This is a genomic window from Mesorhizobium sp. M7D.F.Ca.US.005.01.1.1, from assembly GCF_003952545.1.
In the GTDB taxonomy this organism is placed as follows: domain Bacteria; phylum Pseudomonadota; class Alphaproteobacteria; order Rhizobiales; family Rhizobiaceae; genus Mesorhizobium; species Mesorhizobium loti.
Genome location: NZ_CP034453.1, coordinates 3,410,968 through 3,433,712 on the forward strand (window position 1 = coordinate 3,410,968; position 22,745 = coordinate 3,433,712).

Below are 22,745 nucleotides of genomic sequence, written 5' to 3' on the forward strand. Positions count from 1 at the left end.
GGCACAAGAAATGGCCGAAAAAACCGTCTCCGACTCCTCGACCTTCAAGACGCTGCTCAATTTGTGGCCCTACATGTGGCCGGCGGATCGCGCTGATCTCAGGGCGCGGGTCACCTGGGCGACGCTGTTGCTGGTCGTCGCCAAGCTGACGCTGGTCGCCGGTCCTTATTTTTTCAAATGGGCGACCGACGCGCTGGCCGGTGACGCCAAATCGGTGCCGCCGCTGCCGACCTTTCTGCTGGCGCCCGTCATGCTGGTCGTTGCCTACAACGTCGTGCGCCTGGTGCAACTTGGCTTCAACCAGCTAAGGGATGCGCTGTTTGCGCGCGTTGGCCAGTACGCGGTGCGCCAGCTCGCGTTCCGCACCTTCGTCCACATGCACCAACTGTCGCTGCGCTTTCACTTGGAACGCCGCACCGGCGGCCTGTCTCGCATTATCGAGCGCGGCACCAAGGGCATCGAGACGATCGTGCGCTTCATCATGCTCAACACGGCGCCGACCATCCTCGAATTCGCGCTGACCACCGGCATCTTCGCCTACACCTATGGCTGGAAATATGTGGCCGTCGTCGCGGTCACCGTCTGGGTCTATGTCTGGTTCACGGTCCGCGCCAGCGACTGGCGCATCTCGATCCGCCGCGACATGAACGACAGCGACACCGACGCCAACACCAAGGCGATCGACTCGCTGCTTAATTACGAGACGGTCAAGTATTTCAACAACGAAGGCATGGAGGCCGAGCGCTTCGATCGTTCGATGGCACGCTACGAGGTCGCCGCGACGCGCATCTGGACCTCGCTCGGCTGGCTGAACTTCGGCCAGGGCATCATCTTCGGCCTCGGCACAGTCATTGTGATGTGCATGTCGGCGCTCGAGGTGCAGGCCGGCACGCAGACGGTCGGTGACTTCGTCTTCATCAATGCCATGCTGATGCAGCTGTCGGTGCCGCTCAATTTCATCGGCTTCATCTACCGCGAAATCCGCCAGGGGCTGACCGATATCGAGCAGATGTTCGACCTTTTGGATGTTCCGCAGGAGATCGTCGACAAGCCGGATGCCAGGCCGCTCGCCGTCAGCGCCGGTAAGGTCGAGTTCCGCGACGTGCATTTCTCCTATGACCCGAACCGCAAGATCCTGAAGGGTATCAGCTTCGAGGTGCCGGCCGGCAAGACCGTCGCCATTGTCGGACCCTCGGGCGCCGGCAAGTCGACCATCTCGCGGCTTCTGTTCCGCTTCTACGACGTGCAGTCCGGCCAGGTGCTGATCGACGGCCAGGATATCAGGGATGTAACGCAGGAGAGCCTGCGCGGAGCGATCGGCATGGTGCCGCAGGACACCGTGCTGTTCAACGACACCATTGCCTACAACATCCGCTACGGCCGCATCGGCGCCAGCGAGGAAGATATGCAAAAGGCTGCCGAACTCGCCCAGATCGGGCCGTTCATCGAGCGATTGCCCGATGGCTATAAGTCGATGGTCGGCGAACGCGGGCTAAAACTTTCGGGCGGCGAAAAGCAGCGCGTGGCGATCGCCCGCACCATCCTGAAAGCGCCGCCGATCCTGATGCTCGACGAAGCGACCTCGGCGCTCGACAGCCACACCGAGCAGGAGATCCAGGCCGCGCTCGATCTGGTCAGCCGTGGCCGCACCACCATCGTCATCGCCCATCGTCTATCGACGGTGATTACCGCCGATGAGATCATCGTGCTGCAGGATGGCCAGATCGCCGAGCGCGGTACCCACGCCGAACTGATGCGCAAGCATGGCCTCTATGCCTCGATGTGGGACCGCCAGCGCGAAGCGACAGAAGCCGAGGAACGGCTGCGCATCGCCCGCGAGGGCGACGAGCTTGGCGTCATCGTTCGCCGGCGGACGTCGGAGGTGTCATAGGCGACGCTGCCAATCTCCCCCCTCGTGGGGGAGATGCCCGGCAGGGCAGAGAGGGGCGCTGTCCCGCTGTCATCTCCGGTTCTTTTCGTGCAGGCGCGGCTATTCTTTTGAAGACATCCAAAAGTTGGCGACCCTTCACGCCCCCTCTGTCCTGCCGGACATCTCCCCACGAGGGGGGAGATCGGCAGCGTCGCCGTCCGAGCCCTTCTACAAATCAATCGAAATTTCCGCTTGACCTCAACTTAAGTTGAGATTGTAGGCCGTTCTTGGAGCCCGCCAACCAGCTTGAATCAAGAACGGAACAATCGAAATGAGCAAGACAAATCAGAGCGTTGACGGCGGCAGCGTGTTCAGGGTGGACAAGTTCGTCGTCCCGGCCGCGGCCCGCGAGGAGATACTCGCCAAGGTCCGGACAACGCATGAATTGCTGCGCCTGCAACAAGGCTTCGTGCAGGACTTCCTGCTCGAGCAATTCTCGGGGCCGGGCGAATTCAACCTTGTGACCATCGTCGAATGGGAAAGCCAGGCGGCGGTCGACAACGTCGTGCCGATCGTCAAGGCGGCGCACGAGCGCATCGCCTTCAACCCGCAGGAGACGATCGCCCGGCTCGGCGTGCGGGCCGACATCGCCAACTATCAGCGGGTTCCCGGGCTGTAGTAGGGCTTCTTACGGCCAGCCGATGCCAGGTGCCGCCGCTTCGACGCTGAGCACCTGGCCTGTGCGGGCGTCGCTGACCATGTGTTCGAAGCCGCGCCATTCGGCGGCGAGAATGAACAGTGTTTGCCTGTCTGCACCGCCCAGCATGCAGGCAAAGCAGCCGCGATCGACGGTGACCGTCTGCAACACCTCACCGCCTTCGCGCACCCGCACGCAGTGCTTGTTGGGTACATCCGCATACCAGACCGCCCCTTCGGCATCGAGGCAAATGCCGTCAGGATAGCCGTCGAGATCGGCCCAGATCCGTCGGTTGGCGAGGCTGCCGTCGGCGGCGATGTCGAAGGCGGTCAGCCGGTTGGCGTGGGATTCTGCGACGATTAGCGTCTGGCTGTCCGGGGTCACCGCCATGCCGTTGGCAAAGGCGATATCCTCGGCCACCTGTCGAACCGCGCCGTCGGGGCCAATCAGCACGATGGTGCCGGGGCCGAAATGCTCGCCCGGCGCCGGCGCCGGGCCGCCGCCATTGACATAGATGTTACCGCGCCCGTCGACGACGATCTCGTTCCACGGGCTTTTCGACAGGTCATGCAGATCGGCGTGGGTGACGAGCCGCCCATCGGCTTCCTGCCGCAGCAGCAAGCCTTCCCGACCGGAGATGACGAGCAGGCGGCCATCCGGCAGCCAGTCGATGGAGTAGGGCAGGACGGCTGGCACGGTGAGCTCGACCTCCTTGTTGCCGCCGGCGTCGATGGCGACAATCTCGCCGGTGCCCCAGTTGCAGAGCCAGAGCCGACCGTCATGCCAGCGTGGCGATTCCCCGAAGGCAAGGCCTTCCGTGACGAGACGCGCTGGGGTGACTAATGGTTTCTGCATGTGTGGAACTCCTGGTTGTGCGTTGCCATGCCGGAAGGGCTGTTGAGGACGCTGTCTCACCAAGGACGTGCGAGGGGGCCCGGTTCCGACACCGACAGCGTGGCCAGAACAGCACCCATGGCGGCCATCGTGCGCGTTGTGGGTCGGCGAGACACTGAATTCCGCCGGCAACGACGCCTACAGGCTAGCGCATCACCGCTGCTGCCGGTTGCGGCCAATGTGGCCTTGCCGATTGTTGCGTTGCGGCGAGGGGGGCTTTCGGCTATTGAGGCCGCAATTGAAACGGAGCCCGCCCCAGCCCGATGAGCCTTGTCGATACGGTCAAGAACGCGTTCGTACCGATCCATCGCGAAGGCTATCCCTTTATCGCGGCCTTTGGCGCGGCAACCCTTTTCCTCGGCTATTTCTCTTCGATCCTGTTCTGGATCGGCCTTATCCTGACGGCTTGGTGCGTCTATTTCTTCCGGGATCCCGAGCGCGTCACGCCGGTCGACGACCGCCTCGTGGTCAGCCCCGCCGACGGTATCATTTCGGCGGTCGGGCCGGCTGTACCGCCGCGTGAACTCGGCCTCGGCAATGTCGAAATGACCCGCATCTCGGTGTTCATGAACGTCTTCTCCTGCCACGTGAACCGCGCCCCGGTGCGCGGCCGTATTGCGAAAATCGAGCATCGGCCCGGAAAATTCCTCAATGCCGAACTCGACAAGGCAAGCACTGAGAACGAGCGCAACGGCCTGGTCATCGAGAGCCCCAACGGCACGGTCGCCGCCGTCCAGATCGCCGGCCTGGTGGCGCGGCGCATTGTCTGCTGGGCCGAGGCCGGCGGCTCGATAGGCACTGGCGAGCGTTTTGGCCTGATCCGCTTCGGCTCGCGCGTCGACGTTTTCCTGCCCCTGGCTGCCACGCCGCGTGTTGCCGTTGGCCAGACGGCCGTCGGCGGCGAAACCGTGCTGGCCGAATTCGGCGGTGTCGCCGGCACCCCCCTCGTGCGGATTTCCTGACGGTGGGCACGCAATACAAAAAGTTCGAGGCCCATGCCAGCGGCGGTCCGCGCATCCGCGAGATCCCGATGCGCATGGTGCTGCCCAATCTGGTCACCGTGCTTGCCATCTGCGCCGGCCTGTCCGGCATCCGCTTCGGCTTCGAAGGCCGCTTCGAGCCGGCGGTGGTGATGGTGCTGCTTGCTGCCTTCCTCGACGGCATTGACGGCCGCCTGGCGCGGATGCTGAAGGCGACCTCCAAATTCGGCGCTCAGATGGATTCGCTGGCCGACATCGTCAATTTCGGCGTGGCCCCGGCTCTGGTGCTCTATGCCTTCCTGCTCGACCGCGCCGGCTCGCCGGGCTGGATTGCAGCACTCCTGTTCGCCATCGCCTGTGGGCTGCGCCTCGCCCGTTTCAACGTGCTCGACGACGAGAAGGGCGATCGCCCCATATGGCAGTCCGAATATTTCGTCGGCGTGCCGGCGCCGGCGGGTGCGGTGCTGGTGATGCTGCCGCTCTATCTCTATTTCCTGCGCACCGGGCTGGAGCCCAGTCGTCCGGCGGCCTTCGTCGCCACCGGCTTCACCATCCTGGTCGCCTTCCTGCTGGTCAGCCGGCTGCCGGTCTATTCCGGCAAGAGCCTGAGAATCCCGGGTGACAGGGTGTTGCCGATCATCCTTGGTGTCGTGCTCTATGTGCTCTTGCTGATGACCTATCCCTGGTACACGCTGACCGCGTCGGTCGCCGGCTACCTGATCTTCCTGCCGTTCAGCGTGCGCGCCTATTCCAAGCGCGCCAAGCTCGAGGGCGAGAAGGTGCCGCCTTCCGATATAGGTTAGAAAATTCGCCGGAGTGCTTGATTTGACTCAGGCGGCGACGCCGAGCCCCAGCCTGTCGATCGCCAGTTTCCTCGTCGACACATAGTCCGTCTTGCCGGATCCCAGCACTGGAATTTCCTCCACCTTGACGATGTCGTTCGGCACCATCAGTTCGGCGGCGCCCGCCTGTTTGCCGAATTTGCGCAACTCGTCCGGGTTGGCGTCGTCGGCGGTGGTGACCAGCACGATGCGCTCGCCGCGCCTCTTGTCCGGCACCGCTACTGCCGCATGGCGCTCTTCCGGCCACAGCGACTGCACCAGCATCTCGACCGCACCCAGCGACACCATCTCGCCGGCGATCTTGGCGAAGCGCTTGGCGCGGCCGCGGATGGTGATGAAGCCTTCGCGGTCGACCGCAACGATGTCGCCGGTGTCGTGCCAGCCGGTCAGCGGCTGCAGCTCACCCGGACGGTCCGATGTCATGTAGCCCATCATCAGGTTCGGTCCGTCTAGCCACAATTGGCCGGCATCGCTGATGCCTTCGACCGGCTCGAGCTTCATGCGCATGGCCGGCAGCAGCCGCCCGACAGTGCCGTCGCGGCCATGGATGGCGGTGTTGACGGCAACCACCGGTGCCGCCTCGGTCAGCCCGAAACCTTCGATGATCTCGGCCTGGAAGCGCTCGCGATAGACGCGGCGGGTTTCCGGCTTCACTGCCTCGGCACCGGCGACGACGAAGCGCAGGCTGGAAAAATCGCCGTCCTTGGCGGTGCGCGCATAGTTGGCGAGGAACGTGTCGGTGCCGAACATGATGGTCGGTTTCACCTTGCGCGCCACCTCGGGGATGATCTTGTAGTGCAGCGGTGAGGGGTAGAGGAACAGTTTTACCCCGGTGACCAGCGGCAGGATCGTACCGCCCGTCAGGCCGAAGGAGTGGAACACAGGCAGCACGTTGAGCAGGATGTCGGCGGGCGAGATGGTGATGCGCGCCTCGGCCTGCATGGCGTTGGCAAGCAGGTTCTTGTGCGACAGCACGACTGCTTTCGGCGTGCCTTCCGAGCCCGAGGTGAACAGGATCACCGCCGGCTTGGCCGCATCCTGCCGTTGCAGCGGCCAGCGCCACAGCAAGGCGGCGGCAAGCTTGTCCAGCGCGGTGACGCTGGGCCGCACATCCTCCAGCCAAAGCAACTTTGCACCGCCCTTTTCGACCGCCGCGACGATATCGGCGAGATCGGCCTTCTCGACGAACGCGCGGGACGAAATCACGGTCCTTATTACCGCCGTGCGCACCGCGGCAGTCACGCTCGCCGGCCCGGCCGTGTAGTTGATCATCGCCGCCACCCGGCCGGCCGATAGAAGCCCGGTGAGCGACAGCACGACGCCATTGGCGTTGGGCAGCATCACACCGACCGCTTCGCCCGGCGCCGTCATCGCCTCGAAGCGCCTGCCCAGGATGCGGGCGCCGATGAACATCTTGCGGTAGCTCAGCGCGCCCGAGATGACGTCCTCGATGATCGGGTGCGAAGCGCCGACGCGATCGGCGGCATCGCGCATGGCCAGGAACAGGCCACGATCGAGGTCGGTGCCGAAAAGCCGGGCTTCGGCGACACGGTCGAACAGCGAATTGGTGTTCGAGGCCTGGTCGGGGTTGCGCGCCACCAGTTCGGCGATGGTCATCGGCTCCAGCACGCTGATCGACAACTGTGGAAACCAATGCCGCGGTGCCTTGTCCGCTGGCGTCAACGACACCGACAGGCTGCGTGCGCCGCCGACGAAGATCGGCACGATGCGAGCGTCGGCCTGCATGGCAATGCGGGTGACAGCACGAAACAGCCGAAACGTCTTGACGTCAGGCTCGACCGCATCCGGCAGATAGACGGCGAGCCGGCCCTTGCCTTTGAGTACGCGCACCAGCCGGCGGCTGACGAAGACATGTTCGGCATTGAAGGCGATGGTGCGGCCAAGCTCGCGCCACGGTTCGAGCCAAGGCGAGCGCGCCGAGACCTCATCGAGAATATGCAGCGTATCGTCTGGCAGCAGCGACAGCATCAGAGCCGGTTCGAAGCGCGATTGATGCGAGATGACGTAGATGACCGGGGCCTGCGCCTTGCGAGCGATCCTGATACGGTTGTCGGCGATCCGGTAAGCGAGCTTAAACGGCACATAGAGCAGCGCCTGGGTGAAGCGCAGGCCGAGGCGGAATTTTTCCACCACGCCGATCAGCAGCCAGGCCAGAACAAGACCCGCAAGCAGCGCCAGTGTCAGGACCATGCCGCGTCTCTCCCAACGTTTTTAGCATCTCGGCTCTTTTGCGGCCGCTTCGGCCAGAACCTAGACGATGTGGGAGCAAGGTCAATGCGGATGAGTACGCCTCTTGCCTTCCCCGTGGGGAAGGGAAGTCGGCGCTGCTCACGCCGCCTTCAACCGTCCGCTGATGAAACGGAACTCCTGCGTCTTGCCGCCATAGCCGTAAGCAGCGGCCGGCACTTCATGCACGAAGGCGTAGCTTTCCTCGTGCACGCCATCCAGCAGGCGGCTGAAGGCGTAGAAGATCGCCTTCAGATAGGCTTCCAACTCAAGCTTGGTGTTGGTGCCGTCGACCACCTTGATATCAAGCCAGAATGTATTGGTGCCATGCTCGGCTAGTGACTTGCCGCCGGCGAACCAGTGCTGCGGATCGATATAGGACACGGCAACGGCGGTGATCGTCGGATCCTTGCGCAACTGCGTCGCGGTGATTTCAGTGGCCTCCTTGGCGATGCGAGCGGAAAGAGCCGCGTCGGGCTTGCCAGTGACGCTGACGGTGATGATAGGCATTTCTCTTCTCCTTGGTTTGAGCGGCGTCTGATTGCCGTTGGAAGGACTATGTCATCATCATTGAGTCAAAAAAATCGAATTGTTTTCAATCAAAGATTCGATACAATCGAATTATGGAAACCCTCGATCCCGATCTGCTCAGGACCTTCCTCGCTTTCGTCGACAGTGGCTCGCTGGCTCAGGCGGCTGCAAGCGTCGGCCGTTCGCCCTCGGCGGTGACCGCCCAGATGCAGCGGCTGGAGGAAATCGTCGGCGAGCCGCTGTTGGCGCCGCAAGGGCGGGGGCGCGGCCTGACGCCGGCGGGTGAGGATCTCGTCGGCCATGCCAGGCGCATCCTTGCCGCGCATCGCGAGGCCTGGCTGGCGCTGAAGGGCGCCCGCGCTGCCGGGCGCGTCGCCATCGGCACGACACAGGATTTTGCCGACAGCGGCCTGCCGGACCTGCTGCGTGCCTTTGCCGTCAGTCATCCGCGCGTCAGGATCGAACTGCGGGTCGGCCGCTCCGCCGAACTGGCGCAGGCGCTGCAGTCTGGCGGCCTCGATCTGGCAATCCTCATGCGCCAGGCGGCAGCGTCGGACGAGGTCGGTGTGCTGCGCGAGCCGATGATATGGCTCTGCTCACAAAAGGGGCTGGCCACGCGGCAGGAGGAATTGCCGCTGGCGCTGCTCGATCCATATTGCGGTTTTCGCGAAGCAGCATTGGCCGCGCTCGACGCGGCCGGCCGCCGCTACCGCATCGCTGCCGGCAGCGCCAGTCTGGCCGGCCTGCGCACGGCGGTGAACGCCGGTGTCGCGCTGACGCTGCGGACGGCCCGCTTTGCCCATTCCGGCATTGTCGAGGCGCCGCGAGAGCTTGGCCTGCCGCCGGTTCCTGTGGCGGAGTTCGCCATCCGGCTGTGTGCCGGTGCCGATGGTTCGGCAGCCGATCTGGCAACCCTGCTCAGCGGCAACCTTGCCTTGTCGGGCTGAATGCCCAAACAAAAAGCCGACCTTGCGGTCGCCAAGTGGCAAAGAAAAAGCCGACCTTGCGGTCGGCTTGGGAGTAGGACGGGCCGAGGGGTTTGGGGGGACTTGGGGATGGCCCGTCGCACCAACAATGCCTGACCCCGATGATGGTTCCGTGACTGTGTCACTTTTTTAAGAAATATTTGACGTCATGCGTTGCGAGCGGGCCATCAGCCAGTCCCGCCCCGCATGGGCAAACACCGCACACAACACGATGGCGCCACCGATCATGCTGGCGGCCGGTGCAATCTCGCCCAGGAACAGGAAGGCAAACAGGATCGCGAATGGCACTTCCGCCGAGCCGAGCAGCCCGGATTCGGCCGGCGGGATGAGCCGCGCGCCCTCCGTCCACAGGATCGAGGAGAGTGCGAAGGACGCGCCGAAAGTGACGAGCAGAACGGCATCCCTTGGCGAAACTGCCAGTGGATCGGTGACGAACCAACCGAGCACAAACAGGAGGAATGCCGAAACCGCGCCGGCCCACACCACCGGCGTGTCGCGGAAGGCGCGCACCATGATCATGTAGAGGCCGCTGCCGATGGTCATCAGCAGTGCCAGTCCATCGCCGAACAGATTGCCGGTGCCGAAGCCGGACCAGACCATGATCGCCACGCCGCACAGCGACACGGCAGCGGCGACCATCGTCTGCAGTCGGAACGGTTCGCGCGTCAGAACCCAGGCCAGCAGTGCCGTGACGAAGGGCGCGGTGGCGTAGATGACGGCGACATTGGCAACGAAGGTGAACTTGAACGCCGAGATGAAGGCGATGCTGGCCAGCGCCCCTTCCACCGCCAGCAGCCAGCCGCGCCAGCCAAGCCGCAGCGTTTCGCGCGTGCCGGAACGGTGACGCCGCCACAGCACATACAGACTGATCAGGATCGCGCCGACAAAGCCGCGCCAGCAGATGATGGTCAATGGGTCGGCATGGATCGACTTTGTCAGAACGCCAGTCAGGCCGAAAACGGCCGCCGAGGACGACACCAGGATGATGCCGAGCGTGCGCTCCGCGGCGGTGTCGATGGCGGCTGCAATGTCAGTCATGCCGCCAGCCTACGCCGCTTGGTCCTGACATCGTAGTGTCAGCAATGATGGTGACCCACATCATAGCCGTTTGCGGAAATGCTCGGTGCCGACGATCAACAGTCCGGCGGCGACGATCAGGGCAGCACCCAGGAACACCTCGCGGCGCGGCACGTCGCCCCAGATCGCAAACCCAAGCGCGAATGCCCACAACAGCGAGGTGTATTCCAGCGGTGCGAGGACCGAGGCCGGTGTGCGCTTCATGCCTTCGAAGAGGAGGTATTGCGCCAGGCCGCCGAGCGCGCCGACGCTGGCAAGCAGCAGCAACTGAGCCCCATCCGGTGTCCGCCACCAAAGCAACGCCGGCACCGCCGAAAACAGCAGAAAATAGAAATTGTTGAGCAGGAGCTGGATCATCGAGCGCTCGGCAAGGGCGGTCCTGCGCAAGAGCACGATGGCGATGCCCCACAAAAAGGCGGCCGCCAGCACCAGCAGCACCGGCACGGACAGGCCGAGATGGGTCGGATCGCAAGCGACGAACACGCCGGCAAAGCCGATCAGCACCGCCAGCCAGCGCAGCATCGGCACCTTTTCGCCGAGCATCACCACCGAAAGCACGGTGACGATGATCGGCGCCGCATAATAGACGGTGGTCAGTTCGGCGAGTTGCAGGCTGCGCGCGGCGTTGTAGTAGCAGAGCCAGGCGGCAAGCGTGAAGGCGCTGCGCACCAGCATCGGCCGGACGATCGGCGAGCGCACCGTGTCGGCAAACAGCTGTCGCCCGCCGATCGCCGCGCAGGCGCCCAGAATGGTGATGCTGCGGAAGAACATGATCTGCCAGACGCTCATGCCAACGACCAGCAGCTTGATCGAAGCGTCCTGCGTCGAAAACAGGAGATAGGCCGCACCGGTCAGCAGGATGCCGGCAAGAACCCGCTCGCGTGTTTCGAGAATGGCGATATCGGCCATAAGGCGCGTGGGACCAAAATTGCCGGAGCGGCAGTGATGCTGCGAGGAGCGACACGAGGGACCTGGGAATTCAGCTCCCTCGGCACCAAGCTATACGGGTGAAAGTCGGTGCAGCGCTACGCCAGCCCCATGCTTGTGTTGGGGCAGGGGTTCCATGACGAGCCGCATTGTCGCAATGCTTATTGCGTCGCCGGGTAAAGCTCCGAAGCGGCCTCTTTCAGGGCGCGCCGACCGTCGGATCTGAAATACATCATGTGCCCGCCCTCGACGACATCGAGACGGATAGGCTTGGCATTGGCGAGCGACGGGATCTGGTTCACCAGGTAGCGCGAGGCGAGGTAAGGCGTGACCAGGTCGGTGTAGCCGTTGACGATCACGACGCCGAGCGAGGGGTTCAGCGAGCGTGCTCGCTGCAGATCGTCCATCACCCCGGCATAGCCTTGCCGCGAGGCGCTGGTCCCGTAATCCCAATTGTGGCTGATTTCGCCATTGAGCAGCCGATAGCTGACATCGGTGCGGAAATTCAGTTCGTCGCTGATATAGCCGACGAACGCCGACGTCAGCGCCGGTACGCTACGGTCGAGCACAGGATCCGGGCCGGCGATGCGGGCGCTCTCGGGCGCGATGTCGGCCGTGCCGATCATGGCGTCATATGGGCTGAGCACTTTGCCGCTGGCACGGGAGAACTCCCTTGCGAATAGGCCGGTCGGGATGCGGGCGGAGTTGCGCTGCACGAGGTCGAGCGGCAGGCCGGTGATGTCAGCCACGCGTTGGCTGGCCAGTTGCTTGCCTTGCTCCAGTCCGCTGGTGAGCGCCGTAAGGTAATCGCCCAATGCATAGTGTTCGACTTCGGCCAGCTTCTCCCGCAAAGCATCGCCGCTGATGCCTTCGGCGCGTAGGCGCACCGCCGCCAGGGAAGGCAGTTCGAGCGCCCAATGCAGCGGCTCGAATTCGTCGGGCTGCACCAGCGTGAACTCCAACGCCGGCGAGATCAGCACGATGCCGTTCGGACTGATGCCGATGTCTTCCTGCAATGTCCTGGCGAGCAGCGCCGCGCGGAACCCGCCATAGCTTTCGCCGGCGAGGAACAGCGGCGATCCGGTGCGGCCGTTCTGCGCCAGATAGAGCCGGATGAAGGCGCCTATCGAGCTGGCATCCTGATTGACGCCCCAGAAGTCGTGCGCGTCCTGGCCCGGTGCCTCGCGGCTATATCCGGTTCCGACCGGATCGACGAAGACGAGATCCGTCATGTCGAGCCAGCTGTCCGGATTGTCGATGAGTCTTTGCGGTGAGGGCAGGAATTCGCCGTCGGCTCCCGTTGCGATAATACGCGGACCGAGCGCGCCGATATGCAGATAGGCGGACGCTGCTCCAGGGCCGCCGTTGAACACGAAGGTGATCGGCCGCTGCGGGTCTTTGGCCACGCTTGCCGGTTGCTGCAGCGTGTAAGCGACATAGAAGATCTCCGCCGTGACGTCGCCCTTGCCGGAAAGCAGCGACAGGGTGGCGGCCTTTGCCTGATAATCCAGCTTGCGCCCGGCGAGGCTGATCGAATGGTTGGTGGTTTGCGGCGGCGGCAGCAGGGATAGCACGCCGCCCGAGGGCGCCGGCCGCTTCGCCGTTTCAGCCAGGACGGGCTGCACCAGGGCGGCAAGCATCGGCAGGATAAGGAAGATCAGTTTCAGCTTGACCGGCATGATGGCTCCGCGAGGACGACTCCCGCATAGGTATGGCCGAGATGATCGAAGTCAAAGGAAATGGCTGTATGGTCGTACAACTGCCGCTGTCGCGTTCCTTCACGTCTCCCTTCGTCCTGCCGGACAACTCCTGGCAGAGGGAAACTGGCAGCGTCTCCGGTCAAGCCACTTGGCGACGTTGGCGATGGGCGAAAGCCGGCATGACATCCGCTCTTCCCCTTCGCGGGCAGATGTCTGGCTGGACAAAGCACCGGCAGCGGCTGGCCCGTATTGCGGAACGGCATTGCCTTCCCATGGCGGTCGGCGCAAATCTCGATCGGACGGCTGATGCCGGCGGTGGAAACAGTCGATGAAAGGGACAGCGATGGATGCGACCGAATTGAAGGCCATGCAGGCGCCGCTGAAGCAGGCCTATCGTGACGATGCTTCGCAGGCCCTGATCACGCTTCGCGCTAAGGGCTCGATCGACGACCAGTCGGTTGCCTGCAAGGTGGAGACGGGCAGGGCGCTTGCCATCGCCGGACTGCATCCGGCAACAGGCGGCTCAGGCCTTGAACTTTGCTCGGGCGACATGCTGCTGGAGGCATTGGTGGCCTGCGCCGGGGTGACGCTGAAGGCGGTGGCGACGGCGCTCGAGTTCAAGCTCGGCGCCGCAACCGTTGAAGCCGAAGGTGATCTCGATTTTCGCGGCACGCTCGGTGTCGCCAAGGATGCGCCGGTCGGCTTTCGCGCCATCCGGCTCAATTTCAAGCTCGACACCGACGAGCCGCAGGAGCGGATAGACTCGCTGCTGAAGTTGACCGAGCGCTATTGCGTGGTGTTCCAGACCATCAGCCAGAAGCCGGAGCTGATGGTCAGCGCGCGGCGCTGACGCTTACTGTGCTGATGGTTCCTCGGCGTCGCCTTCGTCGGTGAAGGGCGAGGCGCTGGGCACGCATTGCACCGACCACCCGGCCGGTGTCGGCTGCTTCTGATATTCGGTGATGGCGGCCGTGCACTGTTCGCGCTTGTCGAAAGTGCTGGGCAGCACGACCATGCCGCCTTGCGGGCCGGCGATTACCAGATACCAGACCAACGCTGCTGCGGTCGTAGCCATGGGGATTTCCTCTGCCAGTTGGGCGCTTGTTGTGGGAGTCGCTGCGATCCTACCAACTCTACAGAAATGACGAAAGCATGACCGCGGCGCAGCCTTCCACCGCCACATCACAGCCGCGTGATGTGGCGGGGGGTACCAGCCCCAATTTTTGAAGCCAATCGACTCAGTTGGTGGCAAAGCAATAGAACAGGCCGTCGCCTCCGGTGCCCTTCAGCGCCTCCTGGCTGCAGCCGCCGCGCGAGGCATGCGAGGAATTCCAGGATTTGGCGGCAGCCGATTCGTCGAGGCCGGTGCGGTCGTGATGGCCCATCATCGCGGGCCCCTTCCGCCCCGCTCATCGTCCAGTCGCCGCAGGTCTGGTCGGCGATCTTGGTGCCGTCGGGCTTGGAGCCGGTCAGCATGTCGTGGCGGTTTGGCTTGTCGCCGCGGCCGTTGACCACTTCGCCTTTCTCGTTCAGTGCCGTTTGCTTGGTGATGCCGTTGGCGTCGCTGTGCAGGGAGGCGACGTCGTCGGCGATCTTGACGCCCTTGGAATTCACCCAAGGCCCCTTGCCGATGCGGTCGCGCGCATCGGTGTCACTGGTCGACAGATAGGCAGCCCAGGTCTTGCCGGTGACACCGGCGGCTTCCGCCAGCGAGGCGCAATGCGCGTCGGCACCCTTGAGGCCGCCGAGATCGGCGCCCTTGCCGGAACCGACACTGGTGACGAAGAAGCTCATCGTTGCGTCTTGCGAATAGGCGGCGCCCACAGCTGTGATCAGGACAGCGGCGGTGGCGAAAAGCAGTTTGCGCATGGTGGTTCCTCCAGTTTGGGCTTCGACTACGTCGAAGAAACGTTTCCGGAGGCCTATTTAATCCCTACGCATGTCGCCCAAAAGTGTGCAACGGTTTTGGAAAACCGGCATGCATCAAAAAAGACTCAAGTTCTATTCCGGCTGCCGATAGGCGACGAAGCGATTGTGCTTGGCCTGGAAGATCAATCCGGTCTCTTTCAGCTGCGGGCTGGCCAGCGGTACGATGCGTTTGGCGATCTCGGAGGGGTGCGGCAGCGTCTCGGGATCTTCGCCCGGCACCGCCTGGGCACGCATGGCGGTGCGGGTGGCGCCGGGATCGGCGGCGTTGACCCGCAGCGGCAGGCTTTGTGTCTCATGCGCCCATGAGCGCATCATGGTCTCCACCGCAGCCTTGGATGCCGCATAGGGCGCCCAGAAGGCGCGCGCCGAGTGCGCCGCGTTGGAAGACAGGATGATCGCGCGGCCGGCGTCCGAAAGCCGTAGCAGCGGGTCGACCGAGCGGATCAGCCGCCAGGTCGAGGTGACGTTGATGGTCATCACCTTCTCGAAGGTTTTTGCTTCGACATGGCCGATCGGCGAGATGACGCCAAGCACGCCGGCATTGGCGACGAGAATGTCGAGCTTGCCCCAGCGTTCGTGGATGGCGCCGCCCAGCCGGTCGATGCCGGCCATGTCGGTGAGGTCGAGCGGCACCAGTGTCGCTTGGCCGCCAGCTGCCTTGATCTGGTCGTCGAGCTCTTCCAGGCCGCCGACAGTGCGCGCCACCGCGATGACATGCGCCCCGGCGGCAGCCAATTCCTTGGCGATGAAATAGCCGATGCCACGCGAGGCGCCGGTGACGACCGCAACACGGCCGGTAAGGTCGAGGGTCATGCGATGGATTCCGGAAATCTGGCTAAGGCTGGAGCAATTCCAGAAAAAGTGTGAGACGGTTTTCCGTCCGGAATTGCGTCGAAACAAGGAGATAGAGCGGTTCTACGTTTCCGTGAAACGATGAACCGCTCTGGCGAAAGACCGGCAATCCTACGTCCCGCTCGTCGCCAGCAGCGACAGCGTGCGCACATTGTCGTGGCCTTCGAAGTCGAGCAGGCGGGTCGGGTACTGGCCGGTGAAGCAGGCGTCGCAGAATTGCGGCTGGTCGTTGTCGCGGCTGGCCTCGCCGACGGCGCGGTAGAGCCCGTCGATGGAAAGGAACCCAAGCGAATCGACGCGGATGAACTCGGCCATCTCCTCCACCGACATGCGCGATGCCAGAAGCTTCGATTTCTCCGGCGTGTCGACGCCGTAGAAGCAGGAGGCGCGTGTCGGCGGCGAGGCGATGCGCATATGCACTTCCTTGGCGCCGGCGTCGCGCACCATCTGCACGATCTTCTGGCTGGTGGTGCCGCGCACGATGCTGTCGTCAACCAGCACCACGCGCTTGCCTTCGATCATGCGGCGGTTGGCATTGTGCTTCAGCTTGACGCCCATGTGGCGGATCGAATCGCCGGGCTGGATGAAGGTGCGGCCGACATAATGGTTGCGGATGATGCCGAGCTCGAAGGGAATGCCCGCCGCCTGGCTGAAGCCGATCGCCGCAGGCGTGCCCGAATCCGGCACCGGCACGACGATGTCGGCCTCGACCGGGCTTTCGACCGCAAGTTCAGCGCCGATGCGCTTGCGCACCTCATAGACGTTGCGGCCTTCGACCGACGAATCCGGCCGCGCGAAATAGACATATTCGAAGATGCAGAAGCGGGTCTTCTGCGGCTCGAAGGGGAACAGGCTTTCAATGCCCTTGGACGTGACGACGACCATCTCGCCGGGTTTCAGGTCGCGCACGAAACGCGCACCGATGATGTCGAGCGCGCAGGTTTCGGAGGCCAGGATCCAGGCGCCGTCGAGATCGCCGAGCACCAACGGCCGAATGCCGAGCGGATCGCGGCAGCCGATCATCTTCTTGGCCGTCATCGCCACCAGCGAGAACGCACCCTCGACCTGTCGCACCGCATCGATGAAACGCGAGTTCAAATCGCGCTCCTTGCTGGTGGCGACGAGGTGCAAAAGCGTCTCGGTATCGGAGGTGGAGGAGAAGATCGCGCCCTGCTTCTGCAGCGCGCGCTGCACGGTCATGGCGTTGGTCAGATTGCCGTTGTGGGCGACGGCGAAGCCGCCATCGGCCAACTCGGCGAAGAAAGGCTGGATGTTGCGCATGCCGGCGCCGCCAGTGGTGGCATAGCGCGTATGGCCGATGGCGCGGTTGCCTTGCAGGCTGTCGATGACGCGCTGCTTGGTGAAGGTGTCGCCGATCAGGCCGACATGGCGTTCGACGTGGAACTGGCTGCCGTCATAGGAAACGATACCAGCCGCTTCCTGGCCGCGATGCTGCAGCGCATGCAGGCCCAATGTGACGATGGCCGCGGCATCCTGCCGGCCGAAAATGCCGAACACGCCGCATTCGTCGTGGAAATGGTCGTCGGCCTCGGCGGAAAGCACGTCGTCTGCGTCTGCCATCTTAAGCTCCGCTAAAATCGCCATATAATGCGGGTTCGCGTCGAAAGCAACGCGCGCCGTGCAGCCGTTCACACCATCGTTAGGTCCTGACGCAGTTTTCGGCGTCAGTTTGCCGGTGCAGCCGGTGCTGGATTGGCCGGCGCGTTGTCCGCCGGCGGTGTTGCGGCGTCATCGTCAGGCGCCGGCGTGTTGGCATCGTCGCCACCTGCTGGAGCGTCCGCTGCCGGGGCGTCCGGAGCTGCGGGCGTCTCGGCGGCCGGCTGATTCGGGTTGAGCTTCTTGAGGATCGCGTTTTCCGGATCCTCGGGCAGCAGGCTTTCGAGCTTGGCGCCGATCTGCTCGAGCAAAGGCCGCGACTTGGCATCCGTGACCCAGGCGGGAGCCTTGGCGCCAGCCAACCAGTTGAAGAACAGCAGTGCGACGGCAACGACCAGGATGCCGCGCGCGGCGCCGTAGAGGAAGCCCAGGGTACGGTCGAGCGCGCCGATTCGGGAATCGATGATCCAGTCGGCGAGCTTCATGGTGATGACCGAGACGACGATCAGCGCGATGATGAAGACGACGCCGGCGGAGGCCGCCATGGCGATCTTTTCGTTCTCGATGTAGGGCTTGAGGTAAGGCAGGACCGGCTTGTAGAAGAAGAACGCCGCCGCGGCTGCTGCTGCCCAGGAGACGACGGACAGGATTTCGCGCGAGAAGCCGCGAACCATGGCGAGCATCGCCGAGACCAGAGTGAAGCCGACGAGAATTCCGTCAAGCAGCGTAATCGGCATGTCTTTCGCCCCACTCCATGAGCCGCATTATAGCGCAGAGCATCGGGTTTTCCCAAAACCGGTTCCCGCCCTTGGGTCCGATGCTCTAGTCTTCTACGTCCACGCGGCTTCGGCGTGAGCCGGCTATGCGTGCCACGAGGTCGGCAAGCTCGGTCGGCTGGAAAGAACCGGCCCCGATCCCCCCGGCCAATTCCCCGCTGCCCGAGGGCAGAACCGCGCTTCCAAAACCCAGCTTTTCGGCTTCCTTGAGGCGCTGTTGCGCATGCGCAACCGGCCTCACGGCGCCCGAAAGGCTGATTTCGCCGAAATAGACGCAATCGGCGGGAAGGGCAAGACCGGTGAGCGAGGAAACCAGGGCAGCCGCTACCGCGAGATCCGCCGCGGGCTCGGAGATGCGGTAGCCGCCAGCGACGTTGAGATAGACATCGTGGCTGCCGAAGCGGACCCCGCAATGGGCTTCGAGAACCGCCAGGATCATCGACAGCCGGGCGCCGTCCCAGCCAACGACGGCGCGGCGTGGCGTGCCGAGCGAGGAGGGCGCGACCAGCGCCTGGATCTCGACCAGCACCGGCCTTGTGCCCTCCATGCCGGCGAAAACCGCAGCACCGGGCGATTTGGCATGGCGTTCGCCAAGGAAAAGCTCGGACGGGTTGGCGACCTCGCGCAGGCCCTTGTCCGACATTTCGAAGACGCCGATCTCGTCGGTCGGTCCAAAACGGTTCTTCACCGTGCGCAGGATACGGTAATGATGCCCGCCTTCACCTTCGAAGTAGAGCACGGCGTCGACCATGTGCTCGACGACACGCGGCCCTGCGATCTGGCCTTCCTTGGTGACATGGCCGACCAGCACGATCGCCGCCCCTGTGGATTTCGCGTAGCGGATCATCGCCTGCGCGGCGGCACGCACCTGGGTGACGGTGCCCGGCGCCGAATCGGCAAGGTCGGTCCACAGCGTCTGGATCGAATCCAGGATGACGAGGTCAGGCCGCTTGCCGTCGGCAATCGTGGCGAGGATGTCTTCGACATTGGTCTCGGCGGCAAGTTCCACTGGAGAGGAGGCGACGCCAAGCCGCTGCGCCCGCAGCCTGATCTGCGCGACCGCCTCTTCGCCCGAGACATAGACGATGCGGTGGCCTTTTGACGCCAGTGCGGCGGCCGCCTGGGTGAGCAGCGTTGATTTGCCGATGCCGGGATCGCCGCCGACCAGGAGCGCCGAGCCGCGCACGAAACCACCGCCGGTGGCGCGATCGAGCTCGCCGATGCCCGAGATGATGCGCGGCGCGTCCTCGATGTCGCCGGACAGCGTGGTCAGCACCACCGCGCGGCCCTTGCGGGCGTTGCGCGTGTTGGCCGGACCCGAGCCGATGCCGCCCGACGTGCCTTCCTCGACCAGCGTGTTCCACTCGCCGCAGGCATCGCATTTGCCGGCCCAGCGCTGATGCACCGATCCGCAACTCTGGCAGATGAACTGAACACGCGACTTGGCCATCAGAGGGATGCCGCTTGAAAATGGCCTGGGCGAAGTGGGCTGGGGTAGGTCAAAAAGCTACTCGAACCTTTCCGGCAGGTGATGCTCCTCGGCAAGGTCGGAGAAGCGGGTGAACTCGCCCTGGAAGGCAAGGCTGACGGTGCCGGTCGGGCCATGGCGCTGCTTGGCGATGATCACTTCGGCCTTGCCCTGGACCTCGACCATCTTCGTTTCCCAGGCGAGGTGCTCCGGCGTGCCTTTCTCCGGCTCCTTGTTCTTGATGTAATATTCCTCGCGGTACACGAACAGCACCACGTCGGCGTCCTGCTCGATCGAGCCCGATTCGCGCAAGTCGGACAGTTGCGGATGCTTGTCGTCGCGGCTTTCGACCTGACGCGAGAGCTGTGAGAGGGCGATGATCGGCACGCCAAGCTCCTTGCCCAGCGCCTTCAATCCGGTGGTGATCTCGGTGATTTCCTGGACGCGGTTCTGCGATGCCTTCGCCGACGAACCCTGCATCAGCTGGATATAGTCGATGACCATCAGATCCAGCCCGCGCTGGCGCTTGAGGCGGCGGGCGCGCGCCGCAAGCTGGGCGATAGAAATACCGCCCGTCTGGTCAATATAGAGAGGGCGCTTGTGATTCTCCTGCGTATACGCGACGAGCTTGCCGAAATCGGCTTCGGTCAGGTCGCCGCGCCTGATTTTCGATGACGGGATCTCGGTCTGCTCGGAGATGATGCGGGTGGCCAACTGCTCCGACGACATTTCGAGTGAGAAGAAGCCGACGACGCCGCCATTGGCCGCCTTGACGGAGCCGTCGGCCTGCTGGGCAGGCTCATAGGCGGCCGCGATGTTGTAGGCGATGTTGGTGGCCAGCGAGGTCTTGCCCATGCCCGGGCGGCCGGCAATGATGATCAAATCCGATGGCTGCAGGCCGCCCATGCGGTGGTCGAGATCGCGCAGGCCGGTGGCAATGCCGGACAGGTGGCCATCGCGCATATAGGCCGCGCTGGCCATGTCGACGGCGTTCTTCAACGCATCGGAAAAACTTTCGAAACCGCCATCGTAACGGCCGTTTTCGGCCAGCTCGAATAGCCGCCGCTCGGCATCCTCGATCTGCTCGCCGGGCGCCATGTCGACCGGCGCGTCATAGGCGATGTTGACCATGTCCTCGCCGACGGTGATCAGCGCCCGGCGCGTGGCGAGATCATAGATGGCGCGGCCATAATCGGTGGCGTTGACGACGGTCACGGCCTCGACCGCCAGCCGCACGACATATTGCGCCATCGTCATGTCGCCGACCTTCTCGTCGGCCGGCAGGAAGGTTTTCAGCGTGATCGGCGTCGCGACCTTGCCCATGCGGATGAACTCGGACGCCACCTCAAAGATCTTGCGGTGCAGCGGCTCATAGAAATGGCTGGCCTTGAGGAAGTCCGAGACGCGGTAGAAGGCATCGTTGTTGACGAGGATGGCGCCGAGCAGCGCCTGCTCGGCCTCGATATTGTTTGGCGCTTCACGATAAAGCGGTGTTTCCGCCACGCCGAATTTTCGCGCTGCTTCTGCCATGATGTCCCCGATTTCGATCCCGGCTTCTCGATATCAGAACGTGACAAGTCCATGCTGACTTATCTGCACCAGTGCCTGTCCAATGAGCTTTGATACCCGCGATTCACAGCCAAGATTTTTCAGTGGAAAGAATCACAATTGACTCGAATCGAAAGAACGAATGTAGCGCGTCTATAGGGAGAACAAAACAGGAAAACAAGCACTGGTTTCCTGTGCAGCCACTCCGTTCAAAGCTGATTGAGGCGCCCCTCGATGAACCGGCGTTCCGCCGGTTGCCGGGTCAGCTCAAGCGCCCGCCGGTAGGAGGTCTTTGCCGCGTCGGTCAAGCCAAGCCTGCGCTGCATGTCTGCCTGTGCGGCATAAGCCAGATGGTAGCCGTCCAGCCCGCCTTGTCCCATGACCGTCTCGATTGCCGCCAGTCCGGCCTGCGGGCCGTCGCGCATGCCTATGGCCGCGGCGCGGTTGAGTGCCACGACCGGCGAGGGGTCGACGCGGCCGAGCACATCGTAAAGCGCGACGATCTGTGCCCAGTCGGTCTCAGTCGTGCCTGCCGCCTCGGCGTGGACGGAAGCAATGGCTGCCTGCAGGATATACGGTCCGATGCGGCGCGAGGCGATCGCCCGGCCGATCAGGCCGTCGGCCTCTGCGATCAGCGCACGGTTCCACAGCGCGCGTTCCTGGTCTTCCAGCAGCACGAGGTCGCCGCTGGCATCGACTCGCGTTGCGCGCCGCGCCTCGTGCAGCAGCATCAGGGCCAGCAGCCCTTGCACTTCCGGCTGGTCGAGCAACTCGACCATCAGCCGGCCGAGCCGGATCGCCTCGGCGCACAGATCGGCCCGCGTCAGGTTTGGCCCCTCGGTTGCCGCGTACCCCTCGTTGAAGATCAGGTAGATCACCTGCAGCGCACTCTCGAGCCGCGCCGGCAGTTCGCCGCGGTCGGGCACTTCGTAGGGGATCGCATCGTCCCGGATCCTCGCCTTGGCCCGCACGATGCGCTGCGCGATGGTCGGTGCCGGCGTCAGATAGGCGCGGGCGATCTCTTCGGTGGTCAAACCACCGACTTCGCGCAGGGTCAGGGCAATGCGTGCGTCCGGCGTCAGCACTGGGTGGCAGCAGACGAAAATGAGCCGCAATTCATCGTCCTGGATGTCTTCCGGCATGGCCGGTTCCGGTGTCGGCTCGGCCAGAGCCGTGAGCTCCGGCAGAGCCCCGGTCAGCCGCGCTTCCCGGCGCCAGCGGTCGATGGTCCTGAAGCGGCCGGCCGAGACCAGCCAGGAATAGGGATTGGCCGGCACACCCTGGCGCGGCCATTGTTCAGCGGCGGCGGCGAACGCCTCATGCAAGGCCTCCTCCGCCGCGTCGAACCCGCCGAGCAGGCGGATCAACGTCGCCAGCACGCGCCGCGCCTCGGTGCGGTAGGCCGCCTCCAGGGCGTCGCGCGGGCCGGCGGTGCTCACAGGACCGGTGGCGGCTGGCTGAAGTCGACGACCGGGCGGACTTCGACGAAGCCGATCGTTGCCAGCGGATGGCCGCTCGCCACCCGCACCGCTTCGTTGAGGTCGCGGGCTTCGATGACGATGATGCCGCCCAGGATTTCTTTGGTCTCCATGAACGGGCCGTCGACAGACGACATCTTGCCGTCGCGGACCTGCACGGTCATTGCCTCTTCCGGCAACACCAGGGCCTCAGCGGTTACGAAGTGGCCGCTGGCCTTGAGCACTTCGTCATAGCCGGCGCATTCGGCAAGCACGGCATTGGCCTCCGGGCTGCCGCCGAACAGCGTCTTGGGGTGGTAGTAGATGAGACAGGCATAACGCATGGT

At 64.0% G+C, this 22,745-nt stretch carries 21 protein-coding genes and 1 pseudogene; 7 read left to right on the forward strand and 15 right to left on the reverse strand.

Annotation, left to right across the window (positions count from 1 at the left end; genetic code table 11):
* Positions 1-10: 10 nt before the first annotated feature.
* Positions 11-1,891, forward strand: coding sequence for an ABC transporter ATP-binding protein/permease (locus EJ076_RS16230; protein WP_109662771.1), 1,881 nt, complete (start codon positions 11-13; stop codon positions 1,889-1,891).
* A 310-nt stretch (positions 1,892-2,201) separates the two neighbouring features.
* On the forward strand, positions 2,202-2,549 hold the full coding sequence (locus EJ076_RS16235) for an antibiotic biosynthesis monooxygenase (protein ID WP_126068571.1): 348 nt from the start codon (positions 2,202-2,204) through the stop codon (positions 2,547-2,549).
* Positions 2,550-2,558: 9 nt separating this feature from the next.
* Here the strand turns inward: EJ076_RS16235 and EJ076_RS16240 are convergent, their stop codons facing one another.
* Positions 2,559-3,422: an SMP-30/gluconolactonase/LRE family protein gene (locus tag EJ076_RS16240; protein ID WP_126068572.1), complete on the reverse strand. Its 864-nt coding sequence runs from the start codon at positions 3,420-3,422 to the stop codon at positions 2,559-2,561.
* Between the two features lie 302 nt (positions 3,423-3,724).
* On the opposite strand from EJ076_RS16240, the gene EJ076_RS16245 reads away from it, so the two are divergent.
* Both EJ076_RS16245 and EJ076_RS16250 read left to right on the forward strand, forming a co-directional pair.
* Positions 3,725-4,423, forward strand: a complete 699-nt coding sequence (locus EJ076_RS16245; protein ID WP_126068573.1) for a phosphatidylserine decarboxylase — start codon at positions 3,725-3,727, stop codon at positions 4,421-4,423.
* Positions 4,424-4,497: 74 nt separating this feature from the next.
* A complete protein-coding gene (locus tag EJ076_RS16250; protein WP_245463090.1) occupies positions 4,498-5,244 on the forward strand; it encodes a phosphatidylcholine/phosphatidylserine synthase in 747 nt (248 codons plus the stop codon).
* Between the two features lie 27 nt (positions 5,245-5,271).
* Here the strand turns inward: EJ076_RS16250 and EJ076_RS16255 are convergent, their stop codons facing one another.
* A complete protein-coding gene (locus EJ076_RS16255) occupies positions 5,272-7,494 on the reverse strand; it encodes an AMP-binding protein (protein WP_126068574.1) in 2,223 nt (740 codons plus the stop codon).
* 138 nt (positions 7,495-7,632) lie between these two features.
* Complete coding sequence (locus EJ076_RS16260) at positions 7,633-8,040, reverse strand: 4-oxalocrotonate tautomerase family protein (protein WP_126068575.1); 408 nt, start codon at positions 8,038-8,040, stop codon at positions 7,633-7,635.
* A 113-nt stretch (positions 8,041-8,153) separates the two neighbouring features.
* Between EJ076_RS16260 and EJ076_RS16265 the strand changes: the two genes are divergently transcribed.
* Positions 8,154-9,008 (forward strand): LysR substrate-binding domain-containing protein, encoded by an 855-nt coding sequence (locus EJ076_RS16265; RefSeq protein WP_126068576.1) that lies wholly within the window; start codon positions 8,154-8,156, stop codon positions 9,006-9,008.
* Positions 9,009-9,176: 168 nt separating this feature from the next.
* Here EJ076_RS16265 and EJ076_RS16270 read toward each other — a convergent pair whose 3' ends face one another.
* The 3 genes from EJ076_RS16270 to EJ076_RS16280 form a co-directional block, all read right to left on the reverse strand.
* The gene (locus tag EJ076_RS16270; protein ID WP_109662789.1) at positions 9,177-10,085 is read right to left on the reverse strand and encodes a DMT family transporter; all 909 of its coding nucleotides are present in this window, start codon (positions 10,083-10,085) and stop codon (positions 9,177-9,179) included.
* Between the two features lie 60 nt (positions 10,086-10,145).
* Positions 10,146-11,033 (reverse strand): DMT family transporter, encoded by an 888-nt coding sequence (locus EJ076_RS16275; RefSeq protein WP_126068577.1) that lies wholly within the window; start codon positions 11,031-11,033, stop codon positions 10,146-10,148.
* Positions 11,034-11,212: 179 nt separating this feature from the next.
* Complete coding sequence (locus EJ076_RS16280) at positions 11,213-12,730, reverse strand: alpha/beta hydrolase (protein ID WP_126068578.1); 1,518 nt, start codon at positions 12,728-12,730, stop codon at positions 11,213-11,215.
* A 32-nt stretch (positions 12,731-12,762) separates the two neighbouring features.
* Between EJ076_RS16280 and EJ076_RS16285 the strand changes: the two genes are divergently transcribed.
* Both EJ076_RS16285 and EJ076_RS16290 read left to right on the forward strand, forming a co-directional pair.
* On the forward strand, positions 12,763-13,083 hold the full coding sequence (locus EJ076_RS16285; protein ID WP_126068579.1) for a hypothetical protein: 321 nt from the start codon (positions 12,763-12,765) through the stop codon (positions 13,081-13,083).
* Between the two features lie 11 nt (positions 13,084-13,094).
* Positions 13,095-13,601: an OsmC family protein gene (locus EJ076_RS16290; protein WP_109662795.1), complete on the forward strand. Its 507-nt coding sequence runs from the start codon at positions 13,095-13,097 to the stop codon at positions 13,599-13,601.
* A 3-nt stretch (positions 13,602-13,604) separates the two neighbouring features.
* Here EJ076_RS16290 and EJ076_RS16295 read toward each other — a convergent pair whose 3' ends face one another.
* The 9 genes and pseudogenes from EJ076_RS16295 to EJ076_RS16335 all read right to left on the reverse strand — a co-directional run bounded on the left by EJ076_RS16295 (position 13,605) and on the right by EJ076_RS16335 (position 22,742).
* Positions 13,605-13,826, reverse strand: a complete 222-nt coding sequence (locus EJ076_RS16295; RefSeq protein WP_013532531.1) for a hypothetical protein — start codon at positions 13,824-13,826, stop codon at positions 13,605-13,607.
* 163 nt (positions 13,827-13,989) lie between these two features.
* Positions 13,990-14,620, reverse strand: a pseudogene (locus tag EJ076_RS16300) (hypothetical protein).
* A gap of 132 nt (positions 14,621-14,752) precedes the next feature.
* On the reverse strand, positions 14,753-15,493 hold the full coding sequence (locus EJ076_RS16305) for an SDR family NAD(P)-dependent oxidoreductase (protein WP_109662799.1): 741 nt from the start codon (positions 15,491-15,493) through the stop codon (positions 14,753-14,755).
* 150 nt (positions 15,494-15,643) lie between these two features.
* A complete protein-coding gene (gene purF, locus EJ076_RS16310) occupies positions 15,644-17,113 on the reverse strand; it encodes an amidophosphoribosyltransferase (protein WP_109662803.1) in 1,470 nt (489 codons plus the stop codon).
* Positions 17,114-17,217: 104 nt separating this feature from the next.
* The gene (locus tag EJ076_RS16315) at positions 17,218-17,886 is read right to left on the reverse strand and encodes a CvpA family protein (RefSeq protein WP_109662805.1); all 669 of its coding nucleotides are present in this window, start codon (positions 17,884-17,886) and stop codon (positions 17,218-17,220) included.
* A gap of 85 nt (positions 17,887-17,971) precedes the next feature.
* Positions 17,972-19,375 carry a DNA repair protein RadA gene (gene radA / locus EJ076_RS16320; protein WP_109662807.1) on the reverse strand — a complete coding sequence of 468 codons (1,404 nt, stop codon included), beginning with the start codon at positions 19,373-19,375 and terminating at the stop codon, positions 17,972-17,974.
* 57 nt (positions 19,376-19,432) lie between these two features.
* Positions 19,433-20,923, reverse strand: a complete 1,491-nt coding sequence (locus EJ076_RS16325; RefSeq protein ID WP_126068580.1) for a replicative DNA helicase — start codon at positions 20,921-20,923, stop codon at positions 19,433-19,435.
* A 227-nt stretch (positions 20,924-21,150) separates the two neighbouring features.
* Positions 21,151-22,380, reverse strand: a complete 1,230-nt coding sequence (locus EJ076_RS16330; RefSeq protein ID WP_126068581.1) for an RNA polymerase sigma factor — start codon at positions 22,378-22,380, stop codon at positions 21,151-21,153.
* Positions 22,377-22,742 carry a YciI family protein gene (locus tag EJ076_RS16335; RefSeq protein ID WP_109662813.1) on the reverse strand — a complete coding sequence of 122 codons (366 nt, stop codon included), beginning with the start codon at positions 22,740-22,742 and terminating at the stop codon, positions 22,377-22,379. Before EJ076_RS16335 ends, EJ076_RS16330 begins: the two co-directional genes overlap by 4 nt.
* Positions 22,743-22,745 lie beyond the last annotated feature (3 nt).

What these genes read in the sequence shown, in the direction of transcription:
- radA (WP_109662807.1), bottom strand. Translation starts at nt 19,375, where the DNA reads ATGGCCAAGTCGCGTGTTCAGTTCATCTGCCAGAGTTGCGGATCGGTG.
- EJ076_RS16285 (WP_126068579.1), top strand. Translation starts at nt 12,763, where the DNA reads ATGGCCGAGATGATCGAAGTCAAAGGAAATGGCTGTATGGTCGTACAA.
- EJ076_RS16230 (WP_109662771.1), top strand. Translation starts at nt 11, where the DNA reads ATGGCCGAAAAAACCGTCTCCGACTCCTCGACCTTCAAGACGCTGCTC.
- EJ076_RS16250 (WP_245463090.1), top strand. Translation starts at nt 4,498, where the DNA reads ATGGTGCTGCCCAATCTGGTCACCGTGCTTGCCATCTGCGCCGGCCTG.
- EJ076_RS16315 (WP_109662805.1), bottom strand. Translation starts at nt 17,886, where the DNA reads ATGCCGATTACGCTGCTTGACGGAATTCTCGTCGGCTTCACTCTGGTC.
- EJ076_RS16275 (WP_126068577.1), bottom strand. Translation starts at nt 11,033, where the DNA reads ATGGCCGATATCGCCATTCTCGAAACACGCGAGCGGGTTCTTGCCGGC.
- EJ076_RS16290 (WP_109662795.1), top strand. Translation starts at nt 13,095, where the DNA reads ATGGATGCGACCGAATTGAAGGCCATGCAGGCGCCGCTGAAGCAGGCC.
- EJ076_RS16265 (WP_126068576.1), top strand. Translation starts at nt 8,154, where the DNA reads ATGGAAACCCTCGATCCCGATCTGCTCAGGACCTTCCTCGCTTTCGTC.
- EJ076_RS16255 (WP_126068574.1), bottom strand. Translation starts at nt 7,494, where the DNA reads ATGGTCCTGACACTGGCGCTGCTTGCGGGTCTTGTTCTGGCCTGGCTG.
- EJ076_RS16240 (WP_126068572.1), bottom strand. Translation starts at nt 3,422, where the DNA reads ATGCAGAAACCATTAGTCACCCCAGCGCGTCTCGTCACGGAAGGCCTT.
- EJ076_RS16270 (WP_109662789.1), bottom strand. Translation starts at nt 10,085, where the DNA reads ATGACTGACATTGCAGCCGCCATCGACACCGCCGCGGAGCGCACGCTC.
- EJ076_RS16295 (WP_013532531.1), bottom strand. Translation starts at nt 13,826, where the DNA reads ATGGCTACGACCGCAGCAGCGTTGGTCTGGTATCTGGTAATCGCCGGC.
- EJ076_RS16280 (WP_126068578.1), bottom strand. Translation starts at nt 12,730, where the DNA reads ATGCCGGTCAAGCTGAAACTGATCTTCCTTATCCTGCCGATGCTTGCC.
- EJ076_RS16235 (WP_126068571.1), top strand. Translation starts at nt 2,202, where the DNA reads ATGAGCAAGACAAATCAGAGCGTTGACGGCGGCAGCGTGTTCAGGGTG.
- EJ076_RS16325 (WP_126068580.1), bottom strand. Translation starts at nt 20,923, where the DNA reads ATGGCAGAAGCAGCGCGAAAATTCGGCGTGGCGGAAACACCGCTTTAT.
- EJ076_RS16245 (WP_126068573.1), top strand. Translation starts at nt 3,725, where the DNA reads ATGAGCCTTGTCGATACGGTCAAGAACGCGTTCGTACCGATCCATCGC.
- purF (WP_109662803.1), bottom strand. Translation starts at nt 17,113, where the DNA reads ATGGCAGACGCAGACGACGTGCTTTCCGCCGAGGCCGACGACCATTTC.
- EJ076_RS16305 (WP_109662799.1), bottom strand. Translation starts at nt 15,493, where the DNA reads ATGACCCTCGACCTTACCGGCCGTGTTGCGGTCGTCACCGGCGCCTCG.
- EJ076_RS16260 (WP_126068575.1), bottom strand. Translation starts at nt 8,040, where the DNA reads ATGCCTATCATCACCGTCAGCGTCACTGGCAAGCCCGACGCGGCTCTT.
- EJ076_RS16335 (WP_109662813.1), bottom strand. Translation starts at nt 22,742, where the DNA reads ATGCGTTATGCCTGTCTCATCTACTACCACCCCAAGACGCTGTTCGGC.